General features: G+C 33.7%; 25 protein-coding genes and 1 pseudogene. 23 read left to right on the plus strand and 3 right to left on the minus strand.

Annotated features, from left to right (window positions below):
- Positions 1-25: 25 nt before the first annotated feature.
- Positions 26-214 (minus strand): hypothetical protein, encoded by a 189-nt coding sequence (locus ACN076_RS05965; protein WP_001860875.1) that lies wholly within the window; start codon positions 212-214, stop codon positions 26-28.
- 18 nt (positions 215-232) lie between these two features.
- Between ACN076_RS05965 and ACN076_RS05970 the strand changes: the two genes are divergently transcribed.
- Positions 233-799, plus strand: a complete 567-nt coding sequence (locus tag ACN076_RS05970) for a PBECR4 domain-containing protein (protein WP_124787607.1) — start codon at positions 233-235, stop codon at positions 797-799.
- A gap of 889 nt (positions 800-1,688) precedes the next feature.
- Here the strand turns inward: ACN076_RS05970 and ACN076_RS05975 are convergent.
- Positions 1,689-2,651: a helix-turn-helix domain-containing protein gene (locus ACN076_RS05975; RefSeq protein ID WP_049510005.1), complete on the minus strand. Its 963-nt coding sequence runs from the start codon at positions 2,649-2,651 to the stop codon at positions 1,689-1,691.
- Positions 2,652-2,877: 226 nt separating this feature from the next.
- Here ACN076_RS05975 and ACN076_RS05980 point away from each other — a divergent pair, with 226 nt between their 5' ends.
- From ACN076_RS05980 to ACN076_RS06025, 10 genes and pseudogenes are all read left to right on the plus strand, one after another.
- Positions 2,878-4,635: an ABC transporter ATP-binding protein gene (locus ACN076_RS05980; RefSeq protein ID WP_049510003.1), complete on the plus strand. Its 1,758-nt coding sequence runs from the start codon at positions 2,878-2,880 to the stop codon at positions 4,633-4,635.
- A 4-nt stretch (positions 4,636-4,639) separates the two neighbouring features.
- On the plus strand, positions 4,640-6,364 hold the full coding sequence (locus ACN076_RS05985; RefSeq protein ID WP_049510001.1) for an ABC transporter ATP-binding protein: 1,725 nt from the start codon (positions 4,640-4,642) through the stop codon (positions 6,362-6,364).
- A gap of 21 nt (positions 6,365-6,385) precedes the next feature.
- Positions 6,386-6,973: an MptD family putative ECF transporter S component gene (locus ACN076_RS05990; RefSeq protein ID WP_049510000.1), complete on the plus strand. Its 588-nt coding sequence runs from the start codon at positions 6,386-6,388 to the stop codon at positions 6,971-6,973.
- Positions 6,970-7,659, plus strand: a complete 690-nt coding sequence (locus ACN076_RS05995) for an energy-coupling factor transporter transmembrane component T (RefSeq protein ID WP_162837406.1) — start codon at positions 6,970-6,972, stop codon at positions 7,657-7,659. Before ACN076_RS05990 ends, ACN076_RS05995 begins: the two co-directional genes overlap by 4 nt.
- Positions 7,653-9,023 (plus strand): ABC transporter ATP-binding protein, encoded by a 1,371-nt coding sequence (locus ACN076_RS06000; RefSeq protein ID WP_048773348.1) that lies wholly within the window; start codon positions 7,653-7,655, stop codon positions 9,021-9,023. Before ACN076_RS05995 ends, ACN076_RS06000 begins: the two co-directional genes overlap by 7 nt.
- Positions 9,024-9,270: 247 nt before the next feature.
- Positions 9,271-9,540, plus strand: a pseudogene (locus ACN076_RS06005) (CHAP domain-containing protein); the annotation flags it as partial.
- A gap of 245 nt (positions 9,541-9,785) precedes the next feature.
- Positions 9,786-10,196: a thrombospondin type 3 repeat-containing protein gene (locus ACN076_RS06010; protein WP_049510505.1), complete on the plus strand. Its 411-nt coding sequence runs from the start codon at positions 9,786-9,788 to the stop codon at positions 10,194-10,196.
- A 56-nt stretch (positions 10,197-10,252) separates the two neighbouring features.
- Positions 10,253-16,477 (plus strand): DEAD/DEAH box helicase family protein, encoded by a 6,225-nt coding sequence (locus tag ACN076_RS06015; RefSeq protein WP_420790245.1) that lies wholly within the window; start codon positions 10,253-10,255, stop codon positions 16,475-16,477.
- Between the two features lie 74 nt (positions 16,478-16,551).
- On the plus strand, positions 16,552-16,836 hold the full coding sequence (locus ACN076_RS06020; protein ID WP_420789594.1) for a DUF5962 family protein: 285 nt from the start codon (positions 16,552-16,554) through the stop codon (positions 16,834-16,836).
- Positions 16,837-16,849: 13 nt separating this feature from the next.
- The gene (locus ACN076_RS06025) at positions 16,850-17,146 is read left to right on the plus strand and encodes a DUF5966 family protein (RefSeq protein ID WP_000998893.1); all 297 of its coding nucleotides are present in this window, start codon (positions 16,850-16,852) and stop codon (positions 17,144-17,146) included.
- A 13-nt stretch (positions 17,147-17,159) separates the two neighbouring features.
- On the opposite strand, the gene ACN076_RS06030 is transcribed toward ACN076_RS06025, so the two are convergent.
- Positions 17,160-17,357, minus strand: coding sequence for a hypothetical protein (locus tag ACN076_RS06030; RefSeq protein ID WP_001841477.1), 198 nt, complete (start codon positions 17,355-17,357; stop codon positions 17,160-17,162).
- A 159-nt stretch (positions 17,358-17,516) separates the two neighbouring features.
- Here ACN076_RS06030 and ACN076_RS06035 point away from each other — a divergent pair, with 159 nt between their 5' ends.
- The 12 genes from ACN076_RS06035 to ACN076_RS06090 all read left to right on the plus strand — a co-directional run bounded on the left by ACN076_RS06035 (position 17,517) and on the right by ACN076_RS06090 (position 25,193).
- On the plus strand, positions 17,517-18,158 hold the full coding sequence (locus ACN076_RS06035) for a hypothetical protein (RefSeq protein ID WP_023916200.1): 642 nt from the start codon (positions 17,517-17,519) through the stop codon (positions 18,156-18,158).
- Between the two features lie 9 nt (positions 18,159-18,167).
- Entirely contained in the window at positions 18,168-19,253 is a 1,086-nt protein-coding gene (locus ACN076_RS06040) for a toprim domain-containing protein (RefSeq protein WP_000401893.1), read from the plus strand.
- 50 nt (positions 19,254-19,303) lie between these two features.
- On the plus strand, positions 19,304-19,537 hold the full coding sequence (locus ACN076_RS06045) for a DUF5965 family protein (protein WP_000152419.1): 234 nt from the start codon (positions 19,304-19,306) through the stop codon (positions 19,535-19,537).
- Entirely contained in the window at positions 19,534-19,917 is a 384-nt protein-coding gene (locus ACN076_RS06050; protein ID WP_023916201.1) for a DUF5945 family protein, read from the plus strand. The genes ACN076_RS06045 and ACN076_RS06050 overlap by 4 nt, the downstream gene beginning before the upstream one ends.
- A gap of 37 nt (positions 19,918-19,954) precedes the next feature.
- Positions 19,955-20,227, plus strand: a complete 273-nt coding sequence (locus tag ACN076_RS06055; protein ID WP_045773570.1) for a hypothetical protein — start codon at positions 19,955-19,957, stop codon at positions 20,225-20,227.
- A gap of 70 nt (positions 20,228-20,297) precedes the next feature.
- Complete coding sequence (gene pezA / locus ACN076_RS06060) at positions 20,298-20,774, plus strand: type II toxin-antitoxin system antitoxin PezA (protein WP_045773571.1); 477 nt, start codon at positions 20,298-20,300, stop codon at positions 20,772-20,774.
- Positions 20,774-21,544, plus strand: coding sequence for a type II toxin-antitoxin system toxin PezT (pezT, locus tag ACN076_RS06065; protein ID WP_045773572.1), 771 nt, complete (start codon positions 20,774-20,776; stop codon positions 21,542-21,544). The genes pezA and pezT overlap by 1 nt, the downstream gene beginning before the upstream one ends.
- A 254-nt stretch (positions 21,545-21,798) precedes the next feature.
- Positions 21,799-22,482, plus strand: a complete 684-nt coding sequence (locus tag ACN076_RS06070) for a LexA family transcriptional regulator (protein WP_045773573.1) — start codon at positions 21,799-21,801, stop codon at positions 22,480-22,482.
- Positions 22,483-22,484: 2 nt separating this feature from the next.
- Complete coding sequence (locus ACN076_RS06075; protein WP_045773574.1) at positions 22,485-23,900, plus strand: Y-family DNA polymerase; 1,416 nt, start codon at positions 22,485-22,487, stop codon at positions 23,898-23,900.
- Positions 23,897-24,262: a hypothetical protein gene (locus ACN076_RS06080; protein ID WP_045773575.1), complete on the plus strand. Its 366-nt coding sequence runs from the start codon at positions 23,897-23,899 to the stop codon at positions 24,260-24,262. The genes ACN076_RS06075 and ACN076_RS06080 overlap by 4 nt, the downstream gene beginning before the upstream one ends.
- Positions 24,252-24,542: a DUF5960 family protein gene (locus ACN076_RS06085; RefSeq protein WP_001080186.1), complete on the plus strand. Its 291-nt coding sequence runs from the start codon at positions 24,252-24,254 to the stop codon at positions 24,540-24,542. Before ACN076_RS06080 ends, ACN076_RS06085 begins: the two co-directional genes overlap by 11 nt.
- A 294-nt stretch (positions 24,543-24,836) precedes the next feature.
- Complete coding sequence (locus ACN076_RS06090) at positions 24,837-25,193, plus strand: SAG1252 family conjugative relaxosome accessory protein (RefSeq protein ID WP_045773576.1); 357 nt, start codon at positions 24,837-24,839, stop codon at positions 25,191-25,193.
- The last annotated feature ends 3 nt before the right edge of the window (positions 25,194-25,196 follow it).

Genomic DNA, 25,196 nt, shown 5'->3' on the forward strand with positions numbered 1-25,196 from the left:
TTTACACTTGAAATTTTAACCATTTTCAGGTAGAATAAATAGTGTAGATGAGTAGTCGGCTCATGGTCAATCTGATAGTAATCTTGGACATAAGGGCCAAGCGGTGGCGGACACCAGAACGAAATCCGATAGCAATCTTGGACGTAAGGGCCAAGCGGTGGCAGACACCAGAATAAACCGACTGACTAGGTGGCTTACAGACTCTGTAAACCACCTTTTTTGTGAGGAAAATATGGAAAATTCTAGAGATTATCGTAATCCAAATTACACCGAAAAAATAAAACTTCAGCGTTTTTTTACTCAGTTACAAATTGCGGCTTCTTTTTTTAAAGAACACTTTGTTGGCAAAATCATGTATTATGAAACGGAAATAGAAAGTGTTGAACTTCATTTTTCACCTACTAATTTCATGCACCTATGTGGTGTTGATTACCTAAAAGGTGCAGGCAGTTTCTTTGATGATTGTTTAAATAGACATGTCATAATTGATGAGTTGAAAATAAAAAAAGATGGAACCACGATGCAAAAGTTGCAAGTTTTAGGATCCATTGAGGAGTTATTGGGAAACCATGTTCATCTAACTGGTTCAGGACGTTATTTGTATTTGGAGTTTGATTATGCTCTACGTACAAGAAAACAGATACTAGCATTAACATTGAAAGAGACATCAAGGAAAATTGTTCCTCAATCTTTATTAGATTTGAAGAGAAAGACAGTATTTCCAAAAGGTCAAAAAGTAATTTCAATTTACTCAAAACATTTACAAACGTCGGAACTTTTTTATTATTTAAAAGATTAGTTTACATATCTTTTGTGGCATAAAACATATTTTATCATTATAAGGAGAACGCAGTTTTGGCTCGTTCTTTTTTTGTTGATGATATGCTCTAAACAACCTACACTAGATTGGATATGAAATAGTTTGTGATTACATAATTTATCTTCAGGGAAGTTATGGACATTATCTCAATTTCTGTTATGATAGACATCTCTAACAATTTCCGTTATAACAGACATTGACTTACAAAGTATTTCTTTTCTGAACATATTAGCGTTATAATATAAATGCAGTGTTACACTGTAGAATATTAAGAAAATAGGATACTGTAGGTTTAAAATAAATGTGTAAGATAAATAGTTGGATTAGTAAAAGTTTCAAGTCTGATAAGAACAATATTACATTTCATACAACTGAATGTATATATTTTATAAGAGAGAGGGATGCTTGATTGGGGAAAATCATTCAAAATACAGTTATAAGGATTTTAATAAGAATGAAAGTGTGATATTTCTTTTTCATTAATCTTCTAAATGTATTAAAATCAAGCTTTCCACTTATGTATTCTGCTAATAAACTTCAATACATTTCAATAGATTTTCAAAATTTGGTGGGGATTTTTATTATACTTTGTACGAGCTTTTCAATACCCTATCCCAACCTTTAAAATCCCCTAAGTTATTTACTCAAGGGATTTTTTATCTGCTTTTTTCATACTCAAACAGTCAGTCTAACTGTTTGATTTTCTTTGTGACTAACTCCCTAAAAATAGTAGAATTAGCTACTTTACTGATTTTACAAGATAATAACAAGACCTAAACGTATAATTTATTTAGGTTTACCAATTATGACTTTAACATTATCCAATAAGGTCTAACTCAACCGTCCCCAAAGTTAAATCCTTATGTATTTAATCAGAAAGATTATTTTTCGCATATTTTTTTATGTCTTTGGGATAAAATCCCTTATATTTTTTGAAGCATGTACTAAATTTACTGTGAGAGGAATATCCTACAGCCTCTGCTATATCTTGAATTTTAAGGGTAGAGTTCAGTAGGAGTAATTCCGCCATATTCATTCTCCGTCTTTGAGTATATTCTGTAATTGTGCATTGATATTTTTGCTTAAATAACTTTTTTAGTTTTGTGCCGCTCATAGTGGATATTTTTTCTAAAGTATCCTGTGAGATAGATGTTGCATAATGATCGTCTATATAATTGGCGACATTTTTCAAAGCCTCATCATCGGCAATAGATAGTGGATTGCTGTACTTATTTAAAAAAGAGTCTATTGTAATACTTAACCATTCCTTTGCCTTTGACTCAAAAAAGATTTCAGCAGCAGGAGATGCCATCTTGCAATTAAGGATATCTTTTGCGATTCTTTCTAAAGGCTTGTTTATTATAATGCTGGTATTAAAAAATAAATCTTCATAGTTACAGACTTTATTCTTATAAGAGGACAGGCATTGCTCTATCATGGACTGATTGAAATTTATACCGATTCCTAAATAAGGAGAGTTTTTGTGAAGTATAAACCTAAAGTCTTTAGAATTTTTTGTATTTATAGTATAAAGTGAATTTGAAGAAAGATTTTGATAAGGATTAAAACATTCACCGTTTGCTGTAACTAAATAAGATAAATAAAGGGAATAGAAATTATTCAAACCAGAAAAACTTGTATGGATAATTTCTTTTTTTATGAAAACATCATAAATATCAATAGTGAAATTATCGCCCTCGTAAAACCAATATATGCCTTCTGCATTATCCGTGCTAAAACGGAATTCATGTCCTACAGTGGAGTATTTTGTATTATCGATAGATTCATCTGTAGAAAAAAAGTTTTTAACAAAGTTATAAAAATCACTCATATTATACCTCCGTGCTTTATATTTTATCCCGAATAGACATTATCCCGAATAGACTTATTTAGCCATATCTAATTGATTGAAATCCTCATTTATTATAAAATAAATGATAAATAAAAACAAGAAAAACTATGCGTATTGCAAAAGAGTTTGAAAACAAGCCTCTAAAATCAGTCTAAAAAGGCTATTTATAGGGTTTGCTAATTTTAAAAAAAGGAGGAGTTGTTCAGTGAAGGATAAGAAGAAATCAATACTGAAAAGACTAATGGCTTACGGTGGTGAAAAAAGTTTTTTACTCTATATTGCTATTGTTATGTCTGCTGTATCAGGTGTCATGGTTTTGATGCCTATGGTATATATTCATAGAATTGTAAATAACTTAATTTTAAATGGGATGGTGAATTTTGATTATGTAAAGGAAAATTCAATTTATGCAGCAGTCTTTGCCGTTCTGGGGCTTTTTATATACCTAATAGGTTTAATTTTATCCCATATTTTTGCATTTGAAGTGGAAGATAACATTATTAAGACTTCCGTAACAAAACTAATAAACAAACCGCTTGGGTATTTCGATGACAAAGAAAGCGGAAGGATAAGAAATGTAATTGTGTCCGGAGCGTCTGAAACCCATTCTTTTATAGCGCATCAACTTCCTGATATGGCGATGACCATTATATCGCCAATCGTCCTGCTTGTATTTTTCTTCGTGTTTAACTGGAAGTTAGGACTTGCCAGTATGATACCGATGATTATCGGTATGACATTGATGTCATCTATGATGACAACCGAAACAAAAAAAATGAAGGATGAGTATTATGCAGGACTTTCCGATTTATCCTCTCAGACTGTGGAATATGTTCGAGGAATTCCTGTTGTTAAAACATTTGCACAAAGTGTTGAGAGCTTTGATAAGTTATATTCGTTAATCATAAAAACAAAAGACAATGTACTTAAGCTTACTATGAGTTATACGAATAAAATGTCGTGGTTTGAAACCGTTTCTACATCGACGGCATTTTTCTTGGTACCTGTGGCATTACTCTTAATAAAATTTAATGGAAACTTATCTAATGTAGTTGCAGATTCTGTTATTTACTTCCTAATAGGACCGGCATTTGCTACTTTTATTATGAGAACTGCGACGATTACACAATACAGTTATTTTGCAGAACTTGCTTTAGATAAAATTGAAAATATACTTGAGTTTGATGATTTTGTTTATGGAAATAAAACAAGTTCTGATGTTGGGATAGAGTTTAAAAATGTAAGCTTTTCTTATGAAGATGAAAATGTATTAGACGATATTTCATTTAAGGTGAATAAAGGAGAACGAGTTGCTTTAGTCGGATCATCAGGCAGTGGTAAAACTACTATAGCAAGGCTTGCTGCACGATTTTACGATATTAAAACAGGTGAAATTTATATTGGAGGAATTAATATAAAAGATTTTGAAAAAGAGGCTTTAATGAGAAAAATTGCTTTTGTTTTTCAAAACTCTAAACTATTTAAAATGAGTTTAAGAGATAATCTTTTAATCGGAAAGCCTGATGCAACTAATGAAGAAATTGACAATGCCTTAATCAATTCAGGGTCTAAAGATATTATTAAAAATTTAGATAAAGGACTTGATACTGTTTACGGAACTAAAGGCACATATTTTTCAGGAGGAGAGGCTCAAAGGATTTCTATAGCGAGAGCTTTTTTGAAAGATGCAGATATTATCATTTTAGATGAAGCTACAGCCTTTGCAGATCCTGAAAATGAACATTTGATTCAAGAGTCTTTTAAGAAGCTATCAAAAAACAAGACAACATTGATGATTGCTCATAGATTATCTACAGTAGTAGATGCGGATAAAATTCTTGTTATTGATAAGGGGAAAATTGTAGAAGAAGGCAAGCATTCAGATTTAATCGGTATGAGTGGGCATTACAAAAAACTTTGGGAAGAATATCAAAAATCCGTAAATTGGAAGATAGGAGGTTAAACATATGGTTTCTTATTTTATGAAAAAATATGCGATGTCAGAAAAAGGCGCTCTTAACTTAAAAAAAGCCATATTTTCACACACGCTTGTTAATTTAACTAAATTGTTCGCACCAATGATCGGTTTTATGTTTCTGTTTCAGTATATAGGCATTTTAAAAAGTATTGAGAGTTACAATTTTACTTCTATTCATTATATTGCACTAATTGTAGTAATGATGATTGTGATGTTCTTAATAGCGAGGTGGGATTATGTAAGACTTTACACCAATGTGTACAACGAGAGTGCAAATTCAAGAATTGAGTTAGCGGAAAAGTTAAAGAAATTACCTCTTTCTTATTTTGGTAAAAGAGATTTGGCAGACCTTGCGGAAACCATGATGAATGACATGAACTTATATGAAACAATTTTTTCTCATGCTGTACCTCATATATATTCAACGGCTATATCCACAAGTATTATTGCTTTAATGCTTATCTTCTATAATTGGAAACTTGCACTTGCAGCCCTTTGGGTAATTCCCATTTCTATTTTGATTATATTTTTATCAAAGAAAAGTCAGAAAAAAATAGTACAAGGCTGGATAGATGATAATCGTAAGGTTTTTGATAATCTACAGGAAAATATAGAGCAGATAGAGCAAATAAAATCTTACAACTTAGAAGATAGGATGTTAAATGATTTTTTTAAAAAATTAAATGCATCCACAAAACAGAAGACGAAAGGTGAAGTTGTAGCCGGAACACTTACAGGAATAGCTGCCGCAATTTTAAAGCTTGGAATTATAAGTGTTGCCGTTATCGGCGTCAACATGCTTATGGCAGGGGAGGTAAGTGCGCTGGTTTATATCGCATTTTTAATGCTTACAGCAAGTATTTATCTTCCTATAGAAGGAATAATCACCTTTATGTCAATGATAGTTATGCTTGATGCGGTTGTAGGGAGAATAAAGGAAATAAAGACCATGCCTGTTCAAAAAGGCAAAAAAGATATTGACATTAAAAATTACGATATTGAGTTCAAGGATGTTTATTTCGGATATGATGATTATTCTGTAATAAATTGTGTGAGCTTTACTGCAAAGCAGGGTGAAATCACTGCGCTAATCGGTTCAAGCGGAAGCGGAAAAACAACTCTCACCAAGCTTGCTGCAAGATTTTGGGATATAGATAAAGGAAAGATTTTGATAGGGGGAGAGGACATCGGTAAAATTGATCCGGAAACACTCCTTAAAAATTTCTCTATCGTTTTCCAAGATGTTACTCTTTTTAATTCAAGCATAAAAGATAATATAAAAATTGGTAAAAAAGATGCTACAGATGAAGAGATTATAAGAGCGGCTAAAATAGCAAGATGTTATGAATTTATAGACAAAATGCCGGATGGAATAGATACAGTAATAGGTGAAAACGGACAAAGACTTTCAGGCGGAGAAAGACAAAGAATCTCAATAGCAAGGGCAATACTAAAAGACGCACCAATCATATTGCTTGATGAGGCTACAGCATCTCTGGATGTTGAAAATGAAAGTCTAATTCAAGAGGCTTTATCCGAACTTATAAAAGAAAAAACGGCAATTGTTATTGCTCATAGATTAAGAACAATAAGAAATGCAAACAAAATCGTTTTATTAAATGCCGGAAAAATAGAAGCGATAGGGACAGATGAAGAACTTTGTAAAAGCTCGGAATTTTATAAAGCAATGCTTAGAAAATCAAATATTCAGTGAAAACTTATTTAGAAGGAAAATATAAAAATGGAAAAATTAAGAATTAAAGATTTAGTTACGATAGGTGTATTTACAGTAATATATTTTGTACTTATGTTTGCTTCGGGAATGATTGGTATTGTACCGATTTTATACTTGGCATACCCTACACTGGCAGGCATTATAACAGGAATAGTTATAATGCTCTTTATGGCAAAAGTTCAAAAATCATGGGGATTATTTATACTTGGGTTGATTTGTAGTCTTTTAGCAATTGCAATGGGAAATACATATGTAATATTGATACATGCTGTAATCAGTATGGCAATTGCGGAACTTTTAAGAAAAAAAGGAGAATATAAATCATTTAAATTTAATATGCTCTCATTTGCCGTATTCAACACTTGGATTTGTGGTTTCCTTATGCAAGTTTTGTTGGCTAAAGACAAGGTTATTAAACTGGCGGAAACAGGCGGTATGGGTCACGATTATATAATGAAGCTCATAGCACTTTTGAATTATCGAAGTATGGTATTAGTATATATCGGTGCTGTTGTCGGCGGGATACTCGGCGCATATATCGGTAAAGTCTTTTTGAAAAAGCATTTCGAAAAAGCTGGTATTGTATAATGCTCGTTTCTTTAGACAATCCATATAATCCCAATCCAATTAGTAAAATTTTAGTAAGTTTTTCACTTGGATTTGCTGTATTTTATAAAGTAAATACCTATTTTGAATGGGGAATTGTGCTTCTTATTTCATTTCTTTTTTTAATGAATGGATTTAAGAAAGAAGCCTTAAAAAACATATCATTTTTTGGGGTTCTTTCTTTGATACCTAATCTTGATGTAATTAGAAATATGAATGCGATTTTAATGATGTTTTTTATGCTATTTGCTGTATGTAAGATGTTTTATCTTCCATTTAGTGCGGGAAGTTTTTTTTTAAAAACATCGGATGTAGGAAGTGTAATATCCTCAATGGATAAAATGAATTTACCTCGTACTGTTTCTATACCAATTGCTGTAATGTTTAGGTTTTTTCCTTCATTTAGGGAAGAAAGTCACAATATAAAACTTGCTATGAAAATAAGGGGTATTACATTTAAAAATCCAATTTCATACATCGAGTATGTAATTGTGCCTTTACTTGTTATGTCTTCTAATATTTCTGATGATATTGCAAAGGCAGCAGAAACAAAATGTATTGAAAATCCTGTTAAAAAAACTAGGTACATATCCGTCAAAACGAAAACAGTTGATTTTGTTTATGTGCTTTCAATACTGATTATGGTTATAGGAGGAGCTTTATGGTAGAAATTGAAAATTTATCTCTATCTTATGGAAATTCTCCTAAAGTGTTAAAAAACATTTCTTTAGATGTAAAAAAAGGCGAATGTGTATTATTTACTGGGAAAAGTGGTAGCGGAAAATCTTCAATTATAAATTCTATCAATGGGTTAGCTGTACGATATGATGGAGCTTCTATGGGTGGTACTATCAGGATTGATAATAAAGATATTAAAAACCTCGAATTATACGAAATATCGCTCTTAGTATCAAATGTATTTCAAAATCCAAAGACACACTTTTTCAATATAAATACTACTCTTGAATTACTTCTCTATTTGGAGAATATAGGACTTTCAAAAAAACAAATGGATGAGAGACTAAATGATATGTTGGATTTGTTTCCGATAGAACATCTTTTAAATAGAGATATTTTTAAGCTTTCGGGTGGAGAAAAGCAGATTTTATGTATTGCTGCAAGTTATATATCTGGAACGGAAATCATTGTTTTAGATGAGCCTTCATCAAATCTTGATGAAGAAAACATTTTAATCATAAAAGAAATGCTTATAAAACTTAAAGATAAGGGGAAAACTCTTATAATCTCAGAACATAGAATATTTTATCTAATGGATATTGTAGATAGAGTTTTTTTGATTAAAGATGGGGAAATACAAAAGGAATATACTCAAATAGATTTTATGAAAATACCGTCTGAAAAGCTAAAGAAGTTAGGTTTAAGAAATAAGAATAGAGTAAAACTTACAGTACCCGAAAATGAAAATAAGGGAAATTTAGAAGTAAAAAACATTGAATTTAAGTTTAATGGCATAGATAAAAAATTGCATTTAAAAGACCTCTCTTTTGAAATGGGAAAAATTTACGGCATAGTAGGAACAAACGGACTTGGTAAATCCACTTTGCTCAGATGCCTTATAGGCTTAGAAAGAAAATCGAAGGATGAAATCTATTTGGACGGCAAAAGACTTTCAAAATCAGATAGGCTAAAAATATCATCCCTTGTAATGCAGGATGTTAATCATCAGCTTTTTACCGATTCTATTGCAAGTGAAGTAGGTCTTGGAATAAAAAATATTGAAAGTAGTTATGTTGAAAATATTCTGAAAAAACTTGATTTATATGAATCAAAAGATCGTCATCCAATGAGCTTGTCAGGTGGACAAAAGCAAAGGGTAGCAATTGCATCTGTACTATGTAAAAAATCTAAACTTATGTTTTTTGATGAGCCTACTAGTGGAATGGATTATTGCAATATGATGAACATATCCCATCTGATCAACGAATGTAAAAGCGATAAGAAAATAATATTCATTGTTTCACATGACCAAGAATTTTTAAATTCGATAGCTGACAATGTTATATATTTGTAAATATCCATAGTGATACTCATATTTGAAAAATCAAAATAAAGGAGATTTAAAGATGTAAGGAGATAAAAATATGAAATATCATGACATGATAATAGAAAATATAAGTGTATGTGAATTTCTTTTATCGTGTGAAAGTAAGATATTTCGTTTAGGAAAATTTTTATGCGTTATTAAATAATATAATAGAAAAAGAATACATTTCTAAAAGAGGACTTTTTACGCCAAAGTGTAGAAGTCCTCCTTTTTTATTATCACTAACGGAAAAGGAGAGAATGGGAGTCGCTTAACCTTATATTCCATTCATAATGGCCGTGCGATTGAGGGGACAAGAGTTCTAACGGGTGATGTTATCGGTGAAACACCAGATAATACAGGTTTGAAAGTTTCTTATCAAAAGTATAAGAACAAGAAAGAAAAATTGGTGTATGTCAATCCTCAATTTTATTTCCCAAAAGTCATTCAACTTCAGACTACTATTTTACCAGCAATTAGTCAGTTTGGTGGGGATGAGTTTGAATGAGCAAAACATATTTATGAGTTTTTGAAATCTCAAGGGCCAAGCGGTGGTAGACACCAGAATAAACCGACTGACTAGGTGGCTTACAGGTTCTGTAAGTCGTCTTTTTTACTTTAATAGTAATGTTTTACATTTTAAGGAGAACGCAGTTTTGGCTCGTTCTCTTTTTTTGTTGTGATACTTCTTTCAAGGAATATTTGATAGGATTGGAGTGAAAAAAGATTAACTAGGAAAGAAGGAAGTATATGGAAGCCATTTATCAACGTGATTCGGATCAAGATGGATTAACTGATGCTCAAGAATTGGCGCTAGGAACCAATCCTCTTAGCGCAGATTCTGATGGTGATGGTCGTTCAGATTTATTGGAAATAGAAGAAGGAACCAATCCCTTAGAAAAGGATTTACAAGACATAGACCAAACAAGTCTAACGGAACCGTCATCAGTATTTATGGAAATGAAACAAAAGATTTCAGATATGATGGAGAGTCACTACAAGGAATTTATACAGGCTCTGATTAGTATTGAAACAGGGATTGAAAACCAACAAGACCTAGAAGACTTATATACTTACTACATGAGAACAGATGCCGTTTCTCTTTTGTCTAGTGATTTAGAAACCAGTCCTCAAGAGGTTGAAATGGAGATAGAGTTGTAGGGGAATCATGTGATTCTCCTATTTTCGTATAGATGAAAGGAGCGAGTATGGAAGTAATGGAAGTAATGCAATTATTGGCTATGTTTCGTGGAACAATTCCCAAAGATAGAGAGAAAATGGACTTATTCCTTCGTTATCAAGCGCAACATTTTGATGAGAAATGGCAGGACTTGGTAGAGAGTTTTTTGACTGAAGAGGGCAAGATAGAAGAGATACCTCAAGTCTATTCTTTTCATCAAGATATTGTTTCTTTCCTAGAGGCCAGTTCTGAAAATAATGACCAGGATTTAGAAAGTTACACAAGAAATTTTGGGCAAGCGGGTCTAAGTAAATTATCTCAATTAAGTAATTTTGAAAAAAACTTGGTGCTAGAAGTCGCAACCTATAACCTTTCCACTCGATTTTACATCAAATCTGAAAAAGAGAAGCTAACACCATTAAGTGAGCTTGTATGTCATCAGAAACAGGATGTCAATTTAGTCAATGTCTATCGGGTTGCGAATAATCTATCTGACCGCATTAGTAGAGATATAGAGGAGTTTCTTCTAATGGTTGATTCCAAAGAACTAGAAAAAGAGGTTCTTGAGATTCATTTTGAAGAAAAAGAGGGAGATGTTCTAGCCTATTTGGGTTCAGAATTGATGGCTACTTTAAATACCGTTACGGATCTTGTCCATCATGAAGAAAACTACACACAACTCCCACTGACACAAAAGCTGAAGATTATTACTCATTTTGATGAAGTAAAAGCTAAAAGCGAAAAGTCTAAGCAAGTAGCGGAAGCGGTCTTACCTTTAGATAATATTGACCAGGTAGAAGAAAATGTGGAAGTTCATTCCCTATCTAAAGTAGATAAAATTGTAGAAGAAGCTTTGCTTGAATATCCAATCGGTTCACAAGTCAGTTATAAAGGACAAGTATTTCAATTGGTTTCGATTGAAAATGCACAGTTAAATGACTTAGTTCGCCTAGAGCTATTCAATGATTCCGACCAGTTATTTGAAGAGAATCCTATCTTATACTTGAACAGTTTGGAAGAGATTGAACAAGTATTGTCTCATGTAGAACTTGAAAAAGAAGATTCAGATATTGAGATTGAATCACCAAGTGGAAGCCAGGAAATAGATTTGTTTTCCTATCTGGAAGAGGATAATGAAAAGGAAAAGGATAAGGAAACAAAACCTTTAATTTCAGGTATAGAAGAGACGGATGTCCCCGTTCAAGATTTTGTTTTTCCAAATGATTTAGAGGACTTTTATCCTAAGACAAATCGAGAAAAAATTGAAACGAATATCGCCGCAATTGAACTTGTTAAAAGATTAGAAAAAGAGGGACGACAAGCGAATCCAGAAGAACAAGAGCTACTAGCTAAGTATGTCGGCTGGGGCGGTCTTGCCAATGAATTTTTCGATGAACTCAATCCAAAGTATGAAACAGAACGTTTAACTCTTAAGAGTTTAGTAAGTAAATCAGAGTACTCCACTATGAAACAAAGTTCTCTCACAGCCTATTATACAGACCCAATGATTATTCGCCAGATTTGGCAAAAATTACTGGATGATGGTTTTGAGGGAGGAAGGATTTTAGATCCTTCTATGGGAACTGGGAACTTCTTTGCGGCTATGCCTAGAAGTATACGAGATAAATCAGAACTCTATGGGGTTGAATTAGACAGTGTGACAGGCGCAATCGCAAAACAACTCCACCCCAATACCCATATTGAAGTGAGAGGATTTGAAGAAGTTCCCTATCAAAATAATAGTTTTGATTTAGTCTTAACGAATGTTCCGTTTGGAAATTTTCGGATTGCAGATAAAAACTATGATAAACCTTATATGATTCATGATTACTTTGTCAAACACTCACTTGATTTAGTAAGAGATGGAGGACAAGTGTCGATTATCTCATCTATCGGGACAATGGATAAGCGGACAGATAATGTCTTACAAGAAATTAAATCCAACACTCATTTTTTAGGGGGAGTTCGGTTGCCAGATACGGCTTTTAAAAAGATTGCAGGTACTCGAGTGACCACAGACCTCCTCTTCTTTCAAAAGGATCAAGCAAAGAATCTTAATGAAGATGAGCTTGTCTTTAGTGGCTCTATTCCCTTTGAAGAGGATAAGCGTGTCTGGATTAATCCATATTTTGATGGGAAATACAATACACAAGTTTTGGGTCAATATGAGGTACGTAATTTTAATGGAGGAACTCTCAATGTTAAGGGGGTATCAGAAACATTAGCTACTGACATAATGGAAGCTTTAGAGAATGTGGAAGCACCTAAACAAATTGACAATTCTTTGAAAGCACCTGTTTTTATCCAAGAAGAAGTGGATAATTCTATCCCAAGTCGTATACGGGAGGACTTAGCGCTCTATTCTTTTGGATATGAGGGAAATCAAATTTATTACCGAGATACGCATGGTATTCGGAAAAGTTCAAAAGTAGACGAAATTAGTTATTATGTAGACGAGAAGGGAGATTTTAAAGCCTGGGACAGTTCTTTGTCTGAACATAAAATAGACCGATTCGTGCAACTTCATTTGACAGATGAGGAAGCACTAGATGTTTACAAGTCAGAAGAAGCGAGTAAAAGAGGGAAATATAAGGGACTGTTCAAAAAAACTGTCTTTTATGAAAGTCCCTTATCGGATAAGGACATTAGTCGTATTAAGGGCATGGTTGATTTGAGAGAGACCTATCAATCCTTAATTGAAATTCAACGTCATCCAGATTATAGTCGGGCTGATTTTCAGGTGTTACTTAGTAAACTCAATCATGACTATGATCGCTTTGTAAGTCAATTTGGATACTTGAATGCCTCAGTCAATCGGAACTTATTTGATAGTGACGATAAGTATTCTTTACTAGCAAGTTTAGAAGATGAATACATTGATTCTAAAAGTCAGAAAGTAAAATATAAAAAATCTTTAGCCTTTGAGAAAGCATTGGTTAGGCCAGAGAGAGTGATTGCAAGAGTTTCAACGGCTCTAGATGCCTTAAACTCTAGTTTATCGGATGGTAGAGGGGTTGATTTAGACTATATGGTATCAATTTATCCTGAACATAGCCAAGCTGCTATTTTAGATGAGTTGGGTGACCAGATTTTAATAGATCCAGAAAGCTATTTAAGAGGGGAAAGAAAATATCTTTCTAAGAACCAGTTTTTATCAGGAGACATTCTCAATAAGATAGAAGTAGTTCAACTATTAGTGGAGGAAAACAACCAAGAATATGATTGGAGCCATGCTTTAGATTTATTAGAATCTGTTCGCCCTCCAAGGATTCATCTGGCAGATATTGAGTTTAAAATAGGGTCACGTTGGATTCCTCAATCCGTTTATGGTAAATTTGCCTTTGAATGTTTTACCAATCGTGAATTTGAATTGTCTTCGCCAGATGTTGAACAAGTCATTGAAGTGAATCCTGTCGATGGGCAGGTTCATTTAAGGACATCATTTGCTTATCGCTATCCAAGTGCCAAAGATAGTAGTCTTGGAGTTAGTGGGTCACGTTATGATACAGGAAGAAAGATTTTTGAGAATTTACTTAATTCGAACCAACCGACGATTACTATGACTATTACGGAAGGAGAAAAGAAAAAGACCATCACAGATTTGGAAAAAACCTCTGTTCTAAGAGCAAAAGAGCAGCATTTACAAGAGCTCTTTCAAGAATTTGTCTCACGGTATCCAGAAGTCCAACAAGTCATTGAGGAAAGCTATAATCGTCTTTATAATCGAACAGTTAGTCGAGAATATGACGGTAGCCATCTAGTCATTGATGGCTTGGCACAAAACATCAGCCTTCGCCCTCATCAAGAGAATGCCATTCAAAGAATCGTAGAAGAAAAAAGAGCTTTATTAGCTCATGAGGTAGGTTCAGGAAAGACCTTGACCATGCTTGGTGCTGGGTTTAAATTAAAGGAGTTGGGGATGGTTCATAAGCCCTTGTATGTAGTGCCTTCTAGTTTGTCTGCTCAATTTGGCCAAGAGATCATGAAATTTTTCCCTACTAAAAAAGTCTTTGTGACTACTAAGAAAGATTTTGTGAAGGCGAGAAGAAAACAATTTGTGTCACGTATTATTACAGGAGATTACGATGCCATTGTCATTGGGGATTCTCAATTTGAAAAAATCCCTGTCAGTAAAGAAAGACAGATGAACTATATTGAGGATAAACTCAATGAACTACGAGAGATTAAAACACATTCTGAAAATAAGTATACCGTTAAAGAAGCAGAGCAATCAATAAGTGGTCTAGAGAAACAATTGGAAGAACTCCAACGCTTTAATCGTGATAGTTTTATTGATTTTGAGAACTTAGGAATTGATTTTCTCTTTGTGGATGAAGCACATCACTTTAAAAATATTCGTCCCATTACTGGACTTGGAAATGTAGCAGGGATTACTAATACAACGTCTAAGAAAAATGTGGATATGGAAATGAAGGTTCGACAGATTCAGGAAGAACATGATTTTAAAAATATTGTCTTTGCGACAGGAACACCTGTTTCCAATTCTATTAGTGAGTTATACACTATGATGAACTACATTCAACCCGATATCTTAAAACGCTATCAAGTTGATTATTTTGACTCTTGGGTAGGTGCTTTTGGAGAAATTCAAAACTCTATGGAATTAGCTCCTACAGGGGATAAGTACCAACCTAAGAAACGATTTAAAAAGTTTGTCAATCTACCTGAGTTGATGAAAATCTATAAAGAAACAGCCGACATTCAAACACAAGATATGTTGGATTTACCTGTTCCAGAAGCTCATATTATCCCTATTGAGAGTGAGTTAACTGAAAACCAGAAACTCTATCTAGAAGAATTAGTTATGAGGTCAGATATGGTCAAATGTGGAACAGTTGATCCGAGTCAGGATAACATGTTAAAGATAACAGGTGAGGCACGGAAACTAGCAATTGATATGCGTTTATTGGACTCTAGTTATAGTCTAGCAGACAATCACAAACTGCTTCAGGTAGTGGATAATGTTGAAAGAATTTATCGTGAGGGAATGGGAAATAAGGCTACTCAGATGATTTTTTCAGATATTGGCACACCTAAGAAAAAGGATAATGGTTTTGATGTCTATTCTGAGATTAAGGCTTTATTAGTTGATAGAGGAATCCCTAGTAAGGAAATTGCCTTTGTACATGATGCCAATAGTGATGAAAAGAAGAATAGTTTGTCTCGAAAAGTCAATGCAGGAGAGGTGCGGATTCTCCTTGCCTCAACTGAAAAAGGGGGAACAGGTTTAAATGTTCAGAGCAAGATGAAAGCAGTTCATCACCTGGATGTACCGTGGAGACCAAGTGACATTCAGCAACGCAATGGACGGATTATCCGACAAGGAAATGAAAACAAGGAAGTGGATATTTACCACTATATTACCAAAGGTTCGTTTGATAATTATCTATGGGCAACTCAGGAGAACAAACTCCGTTATATTAAGCAGATTATGACTTCTAAGGAGCCGATTCGTGCTGCAGAAGACATTGATGAACAGACTATGACAGCTTCTGATTTTAAGGCACTAGCAACAGGTAATCCTTATCTCAAATATAAGATGGAACTAGAGAATGATCTAACTCTATTAGAAAATCAAAGACGCGCCTTTCAACGCAGCAAGGATCACTATCGTCATACAATCTCCTACTGTGAAGAAAATATGCCCATTCTTGAGAAACGATTAAGCAAGTATGAAGGCGACATTCAACAGTCAGAAATGTCGAAAGACCAGGCATTTTCTATGACGGTAGGTAAGCAAGCTTTTGATCAACGATCTGAAGCAGGGGAATCCCTACACCGTTTTATCCGTCATAATCAAGCTGACAGCAAAGAATTCCGTACCCTAGCAAGCTATAGAGGATTTGACATTAAAATGCTTAGTCTTCCAACAAATCAACCTCTTCCTGAAACCTTCTCTGTTAAGATTGTAGGAGAAAATCAATATTCTGTCAGTTTAGATTTGTATTCTCCTTTAGGGACCATTCAAAGGCTTCAGCATACGATTGAACACATTAAAGAGGACCAAGTGAAAACTCAGAACTTATTGGATGAAATAAAGGATAAATGGACTACTGCTAAGGTAGAAATTGAGAAAAATTTTCCAAAGGAAGAGGATTATCAAACAAAAAAGGCCGAATACGATGTACTCGCGCCATTGATTGAAACAGAAACGGATTTAGATATTATAGATCAAGCCTTAAGACAATTCCATGAAAAAGGAAACGAAAAGCAGGAACAACTTTCTTTTGAATTGGATTAAAAAATAGATACAAATAGCGGACAAGAAATGAAAAGCGCGGTAGAATAAAGATAGAAAGAAACGAGGTAACAATTATGATGGAAGATACCTATTATCAATTAGAAGAGGCTTTGGTACAGGGATTTCAAACACCTGAAGAATACCAAGCCTACAAGGAGTTAAAGGAACATTATGAGGAAGTGACAGGCGATTACAGCTTTTCCAAACGAGAACTCACTAGCCAATTGGAAATCACTCTTCAAAATCATCGAAGTGTGGACTTTGAAGAACATGAAAAAGAGGAGTATTTGGACTTAGTTCAAAAATTAGAAGAGTTTGATTCCTCTCTTGCCACCCATTATCGTCAATTGATTGATTAGGAAGGAGAAAGTCATGAATGATTTACTCCTTATCCCAGTAATTTTTTTAGCAGTAGGAGGAATTCTCATTCTTTTATGGAGACTCTTTCTTATTGCCAGTGGACTTTTCCTTATTGGTTTTATCAGTTTTCTTATTTTCGTGGAGGTCTATGGAATTTATTTGTTCTTTACTGAACCGACTTTATACTTTGATGATATCAGGCAACATGGTTTAACTAGTTTTACGGCTGTGTACCTTTTCATCAATCTGATGTTGGTTCTAGGATTCAGTTGGCGTTTCATAAACTCCAAAACTAAGGAAAGTATGTAAACTTGTTAGATGGTTAAAAAACTTTATCTGAATCTAAATTCGGATAGGGTTTTTTATTTGCCTTGATTCTTTCATATACATCATAGCTAAATTGGAGTAATAATTTATGAAAATCATTATCCTCACTATTATTACTTGTATTTATGGCTTGTTTATGGCGTTCAATATGAGAAAGAGCTCTTCTCAAATTTTCTTCTTTTAATTTGTTCATATTTATATTATAAACTGAAGACAGCTAATTTTGATATTTTTCTCTGAACTGTACGATTTTTCGCCTGAAATGTAGGAATTACCTTTCGTTGTGATGTGATAAAACTTACAAGTTCTTTTTGTTATTCTTGACCTAGTTTTTATAGAAAGAAGGTCTAAGATGTTAAATAAAGTCAAAACTAAAGCGTTAATTAGTGTTGGAGCAGTAGCCGCAACTAGCTTTATTCTCATGATGGGATATACTGTTGGTCAACATTCTACTGCTAAAAAAAGTCGCAAAGAAATCGAATTGGCTGCAGCTAAACTTGTAGAGGACAAACAAGCAGAAGATAAAGCAAGTATTTTGTCATCAGATACTGTAAAAGAATTTTTGACACAGTACTATACGAAAGAAAAGCTCGGAGAAAATAATACACGTATTCAACCTTATATGACTGAATCGGCTTATTCCCAAGAATTGTCAAGTCAAAATGATGCCATGAACCAAGTGTATAAGGATTATATTTTAGATTATCATTTCGAAAAAGCTGATATCTTTGTCAATCAGACTACGAATCAAGCTATTGCCATGGTCTCTTATAATGTAACCTATGTATCTGATTTAAAGAATGCCAACCAATCAAAGACGAATCAGACAGAAACAAGAACAGTTAAGTTATCCTATTCTAAACTACCTGGTAAGTTATTGGTCAACCAAGTACAGGTTTGGAAATCTGGGTTAGATGATTTAGATAAGGCAACTCCTAAAACTTTAGAAGAATCCTCATCTGTTCCATCACTGCCAAATACTACGACAAAATGATGATATTGCATGGAAATAGAAGAATGTAAGAAAATTTCAATTCTTGATGTAGCAAGTCGTTTAGGTATCTCCTTTAAACAAGTTTCGAGCAGTGTCTATGAACATCCTGAACACGATTCATTTCGGATTTTTTCAACTACCAATACTTTTAAATGGTTTTCAAGAGATATTCAAGGTGATGTCATTGATTTTGTTCGACTTGTTAAGGGAATTTCCTTTAAAGAAGCTCTAGCCTTTCTTTCTGAAGAACCTTTTCAAAAAGAAACTGTTCAAGAAAAAAGAGAGAGACCATTTTATTATCCTTTAAAGAGAATAGAAGATTCTCACTGTAGTCTGGCCAGATATTACTTAACAGAATGTAGAGGAATTTCAGAAGAAATCGTACAAAAGATGATTCAACAAGGTTTGATAGTACAAGCTAGTTGGAAAACAAATGAAACAGTTGAACCTGTTATTGTTTTTAAAAGCTTTAATCATCGTCACAAGCTGCAGGCAGCAAGTCTCCAAGGGATTTATAAGAATCACTCTCTTCCTAGAGAGAGGTTAAAAACGATTCTAAAAGGAAGCCATGGACATGTTGGAATATCCTTTGATATTGGTAAACCTAATAGACTGGTCTTTTGTGAATCGTTCATCGACTTAATGAGCTATTACGAACTTCATCAACAAAGTCTAACTGATGTTCGTTTGGTATCTATGGAAGGATTAAAAAGGTCTGTTGTTGCTTATCAAACTTTACGACTGATAGCTGAAGAAAATCAGAGGTTGGAATTTTTGGATACAGTAATACCTTCAAAGTTATTGCCTTTAATCAATACAATTCGTGATACCACCAGCTATTTTGATAATCATCCTGATTTATTGACACTTGCGGTAGATTGTGATGATGCAGGAAAAGATTTTTCTGATAAGTTATCTCAATCAGGATTTCCTGTTTTTCTGGATTTCCCTGATAATAAATCTGGGAAAGAAAAAGTAGACTGGAATGATGTCCTTAGAGAAAAGAAATCAGATTTACAATTGATGATAGAGAATGCAAAAGAGACATTGAGGAATCAACCAGTAAGAAAAACCTCTCAATGTTTAGAATTGTGATAACAAAATCAAGATGTTTTAGCTAATATTAGAATGAAGGAGGATCGTATATGACCATTATTGAACGCTTAGAAGAAAAGGTCACTAGGCAAGAAAGTAAGGTAGCAAGAGAGACAGAAAAACTCGCTGCTTACAAAGAACAACTGGAGACAGCGATGTTTGCGACGTTCAAAAGGCGTCAAAGCATTAGTCACATGAGTTTTGAAGAAGCTCTTGACCATGCCTTTGGTAAAGAAAGACAATTCGATGATTCTGAATTTAGAAAGGATGAAATGAGTGAATGACAAAAGATTGGAATTTTAATCAACCATTAGAAAGTAAATCAGAAAATCAAGAAGATCCAGATAAAATTGCGGCCTTATTTAGAAATCATCAAGGAGGTAATGATGTAAATTATGAAGCAGCTTTTCAAAAGCGAAAACAAGCACCTGTGACGGATTCAAATTCTAGTTCTAAACCCAAAGTTACAGAGGTTAGAACAGGAAAAGAGACAGATATCACTACAAGTTATCAGCAACATCTTAAAAGACTTATTGCGGATAACAATAGCGATATTCAAAGCAGTCAAAAGAAAATTGAAGAGCTACATACATTTATTGACACAAAGAATAAAGACAATAAGAAATTACAGTCCATTTATGATGCGATTTCGGAATTACACTAAGCAGTCCTGATAGGCTGCTTTTTTTGAGAGGTTATAGATGTTTACAACATTTTTTAAGAAAAATCACGACAATAGTGATGTATTTAAAAAGCTGATTCATAGACTATCTGATATGTCTGTCCAAGATCTTGAAAAAATAGACCGACTGTTAGATATCATTTTCACTCCAGATCAAGAATCAGAACAAGTAAAAACAGAATCAATTTATAGGGAAGAAACTTTGGACGACACATTAAAGGAAGCTAAAAATCAACTTCATAAGGAACAATTGGAGAAGAATTTAGAGAGATTTAGGAAAAACAGCCAATAATGCACCAAAAATGGTGCATTTGCTTTTTCTAAATGTTATAATGGTGGTATAAAAATAAAAGGAGTTTGCCATGATTGGAAAGAACATAAAATCCTTACGTAAAACACATGACTTAACACAAGACGACTTTGCCCGAATTGTAGGAATTTCTCGAAATAGCTTGAGCCGGTATGAAAATGGAACGAGTTCAGTCTCTACGGAATTAATTGACATCATTTGTCAGAAGTTTAATGTATCTTATGTCGATATTGTAGGAGAAGATAAAATGCTCAATCCTGTTGAAGATTATGAATTGACTTTAAAAATTGAAATTGTGAAAGAAAGAGGTGCTAATCTATTATCTCGACTCTATCGCTATCAAGATAGTCAGGGAATTAGCATTGATGATGAATCTAATCCTTGGATTTTAATGAGTGATGATCTATCTGACTTGATTCATACGAGTATCTATTTAGTAGAAACTTTTGATGAAATAGAGAGATATAGCGGTTATTTGGATGGAATTGAACGTATGTTAGAGATATCTGAAAAACGGATGGTAGCCTAATGGAAATCCAAGATTATACCGATAGTGAATTCAAACATGCTTTAGAGCGGAACATTCGCTCACTGACAAGAGGAAAAAAGTCCAGTAAGCAACCTATAGCGATTTTGCTTGGAGGGCAAAGTGGTGCCGGTAAGACTACAATTCATCGTATTAAACAGAAAGAATTTCAAGGAAATATTGTTATCATAGATGGTGATAGTTTTCGTTCTCAGCATCCACACTATTTAGAACTGCAGCAAGAATATGGCAAAGATAGCGTTGAATACACCAAAGATTTCGCAGGGAAAATGGTAGAGTCTTTAGTAACAAAATTGAGTAGTTTGGGATACAATCTTTTGATAGAAGGAACTTTACGAACAGTTGATGTTCCAAATAAAACAGCAAAACTCTTGAAAAATAAGGGGTATGAGGTACAATTAGCCTTAATTGCAACAAAGCCTAAGCTGTCCTATCTGAGCACCCTTATCCGATACGAAGAACTATACGCTATCAATCCAAATCAAGCACGCGCAACTCCAAAAGAACATCATGATTTCATTGTAAATCATCTAGTTAATAATACACGACAATTGGAAGAACTAGCTATCTTTGAAAGAATTCAAATTTACCAACGAGATAGAAGTTGTGTATATGATTCGAGAGAAAATACAACTTCAGCAGCAACAGTTCTTCAGGATTTACTGTTTGGGGAGTGGAGTCAGGTCGAGAAAGAGATGCTTAAATCTGGAGAAGAAAGATTGAAAGATTTAACTAATCGAAATGGTTGTTAGATCATGAGTTTTAAAATATAGTCTATTGGATCGTCAATTAAAAAATAACGATCCTTTTTTATACTCTCTATTTTCTTCTTCTTCATATTTTTTCAAAAGTTTTAGCATTCTTCAGTCATGATTTCCTAACACTATAAGTACAAATTTAGCACAGTTTATGATTATTTTAAATCTTTGGGGTTTATTAAACTCTTGATTTTTTCAAGAAGCTATGGTATTCTTTTGTTAGTTAATAAACTTACAAAGGAGAAAAGATGTTTTCACCTACTAAATTAAAAGAAAAAAGAGAGAGTCAGGGCTTATCTCAATCTCAACTTGCATCCAGTTTGGGAATTAGTAGAGCTTCGTACTTTAATTGGGAATCAGGTAAAACAAAACCGAATCAAAATAATCTAAGCAAATTGAGTGAGATTTTTAATGTAGACCCTCGATATTTTGAATCAGAGTATGAAATAGTAGAAACCTATCTCAAGCTAACTAAAAAGAATCAAAAAGCAACACTTCATTATGCTACAGAATTGTTGAACAAACAGAATGCGAAGGTTGTAGAAATTCCTGAGCGTTTTGCTTATAAAGTTTACGAAAAATTATCAGCTGGTACAGGAACAGCTTATTTTGATGATGGTAATTACGATACAGTTTATTTTAATCATCAATTTGATTATGACTTTGCATCATGGGTGTTTGGAAATTCAATGGAACCGACATATGAAAATGGTTCTGTAGCCCTTATTAAGCAAACGGGATTTGATTATGACGGGGCTATCTATGCCATAGATTGGGATGGTCAAACCTATATTAAGAAAGTGTATCGTGAAGAAAATGGGCTTCGTTTAGTTTCACTCAATCGGAACTATTCAGATAAGTTTGCGCCTTATGATGAGAATCCTCGCATTATAGGGAAAATAGTTGGGAACTTTATGCCTTTAGAGGACTAAGCATGAGTTGGTTTGATTATAGTCTAGAACCTCAAAGTGACATTGCCTTTATTGATATGAAATCTTTTTACGCAAGTGTAGAATGTGTAGATAGAGGATTACACCCACTTAAGACTTCGCTTTGTGTTATGAGTCGTGCAGATAATTCTGCTGGTTTAATTCTTGCTTCCTCTCCTATGTTTAAAAAGGTCTTTGGAAAGTCGAACGTTGGACGTTCCTATGATTTACCATTTGATGTAAAGACTCGCAAATTCTCTTATTATAATGCTAAGAAGCAAGGTTTACCGACAACGATAGACTATGTCCGCTATATAGAGGAATGGGCAAAATCAACCGTGATTGTCCCTCCGAGAATGGATACTTATATAGCAGTCAATATGGAGATTCAAAAAATCTTTCATGATTTTGCGGCACCAGATGATATTTATCCCTACTCAATTGATGAAGGATTTATTGATTTAACAAGTTCATTAAATTATTTTGTACCAGATAAAAGTATTAGTAGGAAAGATAAATTAGATATTATTTCGGCTGCTATTCAAAAAAAGATTTGGAGAAAAACTGGAATCTATTCAACTGTAGGCATGTCTAATTCCAATCCCTTATTAGCTAAGTTAGCACTAGATAATGAAGCGAAAAAGACTCCGACAATGAGAGCCAATTGGTCCTATGAGGATGTCGAAAAGAAAGTATGGGCTATTCCTAAAATGACAGATTTCTGGGGAATTGGAAATCGGATGGAGAAGAGATTACATGGTTTAGGTATCTTTTCGATTAAAGAATTGGCACAGGCTAATCCTGACTTGATAAAAAAAGAGCTTGGCATTATGGGTCTAGAGTTATGGTTCCACGCCAATGGGATTGATGAAAGTAATGTTCATAAACCTTATAAGCCAAAGTCAAAAGGGATAGGGAACTCTCAAGTTTTACCAAGAGATTATATTAAACCAAGAGATATTGAAATTATCCTTCGTGAGATGGCAGAACAAGTTGCAGTTAGATTGAGAAGAGCTGGTAAAAAAGCAACAGTAGTTTCTATACACTTGGGGTATTCTAAGGCGGAACAGAAACGATCTATTCATACTCAAATCAAGATTGAACCAACCAATCAAACAGCACTACTGACAAACTACGTTTTAAAGTTATTTCACACTAAATATACTTCAGGAGCTATCAGGAATGTGGCAGTGAATTATTCTGGTTTAGTGGATGAATCCTTTGGATTGATTTCATTATTTGATGATATTGAAAAAATAGAAAAAGAAGAAAGGCTCCAGTCCGCAATCGATGCTATTCGAACAGAATTTGGTTTTACTTCACTATTGAAAGGAAATGTCCTAGATCAAGCTTCTAGAACAATTGCAAGAAGTAAACTTATTGGTGGTCATTCAGCTGGAGGATTAGATGGACTAAAATGATGAATCGTTCTTATTTGCCTTTTTTGTCTGCAAGAGAGTATCAAGATCGTGGGATGGCTAAGTGGATGGGCTTCTTTTTGTCAGAACATTCAAGTTCTCTTTGGGAAGAAAAAAATAAAGAAGATATCTCCATTTCCCTATCAATGGAAGAGAAAGTTCTATTTGTTCGGCAACTGTATACAAATGTCTTCCCAGCAACTTTTGTTTTTAAGTTATCCAATAGAAGAAAAGTAGTATCGGGTATTGTTAAAGAGATTGGAAAAGAGTTTATATCTATTAAATCAGATACTGGTTTTCTTCGATTAAGATGGGAAGATATACTCGATATCCAAATAGAAGGGGTGGATTTATATGAATCGTAAAGAATTATATGATGATAAATTGCAGCTGGATTATTTTTCTGATTCTTATTTACGATTTGAGTCAGATTTTTACAAGTATTCTGCTTTAGATATACCATTAACATTTATCACTGATGACATTTTACGCACAATGGCTATGTCTCAAAAACATTATTTTAAACTTAACAAAAGCAAATCTTTAGACGGTCGTGACCATTATTTTGTTTTTTCTATCAAGATGAACAAAGACAGTAGTGGCATTAGACAGTATGAATATCAGAGACATTGTTTTAGTTTGTAAGAGTCCGACAGGGCTCTTTTTTCTGTGATAATTTTATCAAAAAGTATTTGTTATACTTTTTTTAATTTAGATTTATCTTGGGGGTTTGGGGGCGTGCCACCACATTTTCATATCGTTTGTTTTTTGAACCGTATGGTTTGAAATGGCAGGCGATATGATTTTTGGGATATTGTGGACACAATATCTGAGCTCGCAAAGCCTAACAAAAATAATGAATCTATTTTGTAAAACGTACTGACAGTGTCTGTAAGCTTACATTGTCAGTACAGGTATCTATGAGAGAGGATAAATTATATGAAAAGAGATATACGTAGTATTCGGAAACAATTTCGCTTAACAGAAACGGAAGAAAAACAAATACTAGATTTAATGAGAGAAAAGAGAGAGGATAATTTTTCTGATTTTCTCCGTAAAAGCTTGCTATTATCTGATGGACAAAAACAAATGGAAAAATGGTTCAACCTTTGGAAAAAACAAAAGTTGGAACAAATTAGCCGTGATGTTCATGAAGTATTCATAATTGCAAAAATAAATCATCAGGTTACTCAAGAACATGTTTCTATTTTGTTAACTTGTATTCAGGAATTAATTAAAGAGGTAGAAAAAACAGGTCCTCTTAGTGAAGATTTTCGTAACAAATACATGAGGTAGTAG

It is taken from the genome of Streptococcus sp. K0074 (genome assembly GCF_048843365.1).
Lineage (GTDB): Bacteria > Bacillota > Bacilli > Lactobacillales > Streptococcaceae > Streptococcus > Streptococcus mitis_BM.

What these genes read in the sequence shown, in the direction of transcription:
- ACN076_RS06010 (WP_049510505.1), top strand. Translation starts at nt 9,786, where the DNA reads ATGGAAGCCATTTATCAACGTGATTCGGATCAAGATGGATTAACTGAT.
- ACN076_RS05975 (WP_049510005.1), bottom strand. Translation starts at nt 2,651, where the DNA reads ATGAGTGATTTTTATAACTTTGTTAAAAACTTTTTTTCTACAGATGAA.
- ACN076_RS05985 (WP_049510001.1), top strand. Translation starts at nt 4,640, where the DNA reads ATGGTTTCTTATTTTATGAAAAAATATGCGATGTCAGAAAAAGGCGCT.
- ACN076_RS06035 (WP_023916200.1), top strand. Translation starts at nt 17,517, where the DNA reads ATGTTAAATAAAGTCAAAACTAAAGCGTTAATTAGTGTTGGAGCAGTA.
- ACN076_RS06040 (WP_000401893.1), top strand. Translation starts at nt 18,168, where the DNA reads ATGGAAATAGAAGAATGTAAGAAAATTTCAATTCTTGATGTAGCAAGT.
- ACN076_RS06045 (WP_000152419.1), top strand. Translation starts at nt 19,304, where the DNA reads ATGACCATTATTGAACGCTTAGAAGAAAAGGTCACTAGGCAAGAAAGT.
- pezA (WP_045773571.1), top strand. Translation starts at nt 20,298, where the DNA reads ATGATTGGAAAGAACATAAAATCCTTACGTAAAACACATGACTTAACA.
- ACN076_RS06085 (WP_001080186.1), top strand. Translation starts at nt 24,252, where the DNA reads ATGAATCGTAAAGAATTATATGATGATAAATTGCAGCTGGATTATTTT.
- pezT (WP_045773572.1), top strand. Translation starts at nt 20,774, where the DNA reads ATGGAAATCCAAGATTATACCGATAGTGAATTCAAACATGCTTTAGAG.
- ACN076_RS06030 (WP_001841477.1), bottom strand. Translation starts at nt 17,357, where the DNA reads ATGAACAAATTAAAAGAAGAAAATTTGAGAAGAGCTCTTTCTCATATT.
- ACN076_RS06050 (WP_023916201.1), top strand. Translation starts at nt 19,534, where the DNA reads ATGACAAAAGATTGGAATTTTAATCAACCATTAGAAAGTAAATCAGAA.
- ACN076_RS06090 (WP_045773576.1), top strand. Translation starts at nt 24,837, where the DNA reads ATGAAAAGAGATATACGTAGTATTCGGAAACAATTTCGCTTAACAGAA.
- ACN076_RS06015 (WP_420790245.1), top strand. Translation starts at nt 10,253, where the DNA reads ATGGAAGTAATGCAATTATTGGCTATGTTTCGTGGAACAATTCCCAAA.
- ACN076_RS05970 (WP_124787607.1), top strand. Translation starts at nt 233, where the DNA reads ATGGAAAATTCTAGAGATTATCGTAATCCAAATTACACCGAAAAAATA.
- ACN076_RS06000 (WP_048773348.1), top strand. Translation starts at nt 7,653, where the DNA reads ATGGTAGAAATTGAAAATTTATCTCTATCTTATGGAAATTCTCCTAAA.
- ACN076_RS06070 (WP_045773573.1), top strand. Translation starts at nt 21,799, where the DNA reads ATGTTTTCACCTACTAAATTAAAAGAAAAAAGAGAGAGTCAGGGCTTA.
- ACN076_RS06080 (WP_045773575.1), top strand. Translation starts at nt 23,897, where the DNA reads ATGATGAATCGTTCTTATTTGCCTTTTTTGTCTGCAAGAGAGTATCAA.
- ACN076_RS06025 (WP_000998893.1), top strand. Translation starts at nt 16,850, where the DNA reads ATGAATGATTTACTCCTTATCCCAGTAATTTTTTTAGCAGTAGGAGGA.
- ACN076_RS06020 (WP_420789594.1), top strand. Translation starts at nt 16,552, where the DNA reads ATGATGGAAGATACCTATTATCAATTAGAAGAGGCTTTGGTACAGGGA.
- ACN076_RS06075 (WP_045773574.1), top strand. Translation starts at nt 22,485, where the DNA reads ATGAGTTGGTTTGATTATAGTCTAGAACCTCAAAGTGACATTGCCTTT.
- ACN076_RS06055 (WP_045773570.1), top strand. Translation starts at nt 19,955, where the DNA reads ATGTTTACAACATTTTTTAAGAAAAATCACGACAATAGTGATGTATTT.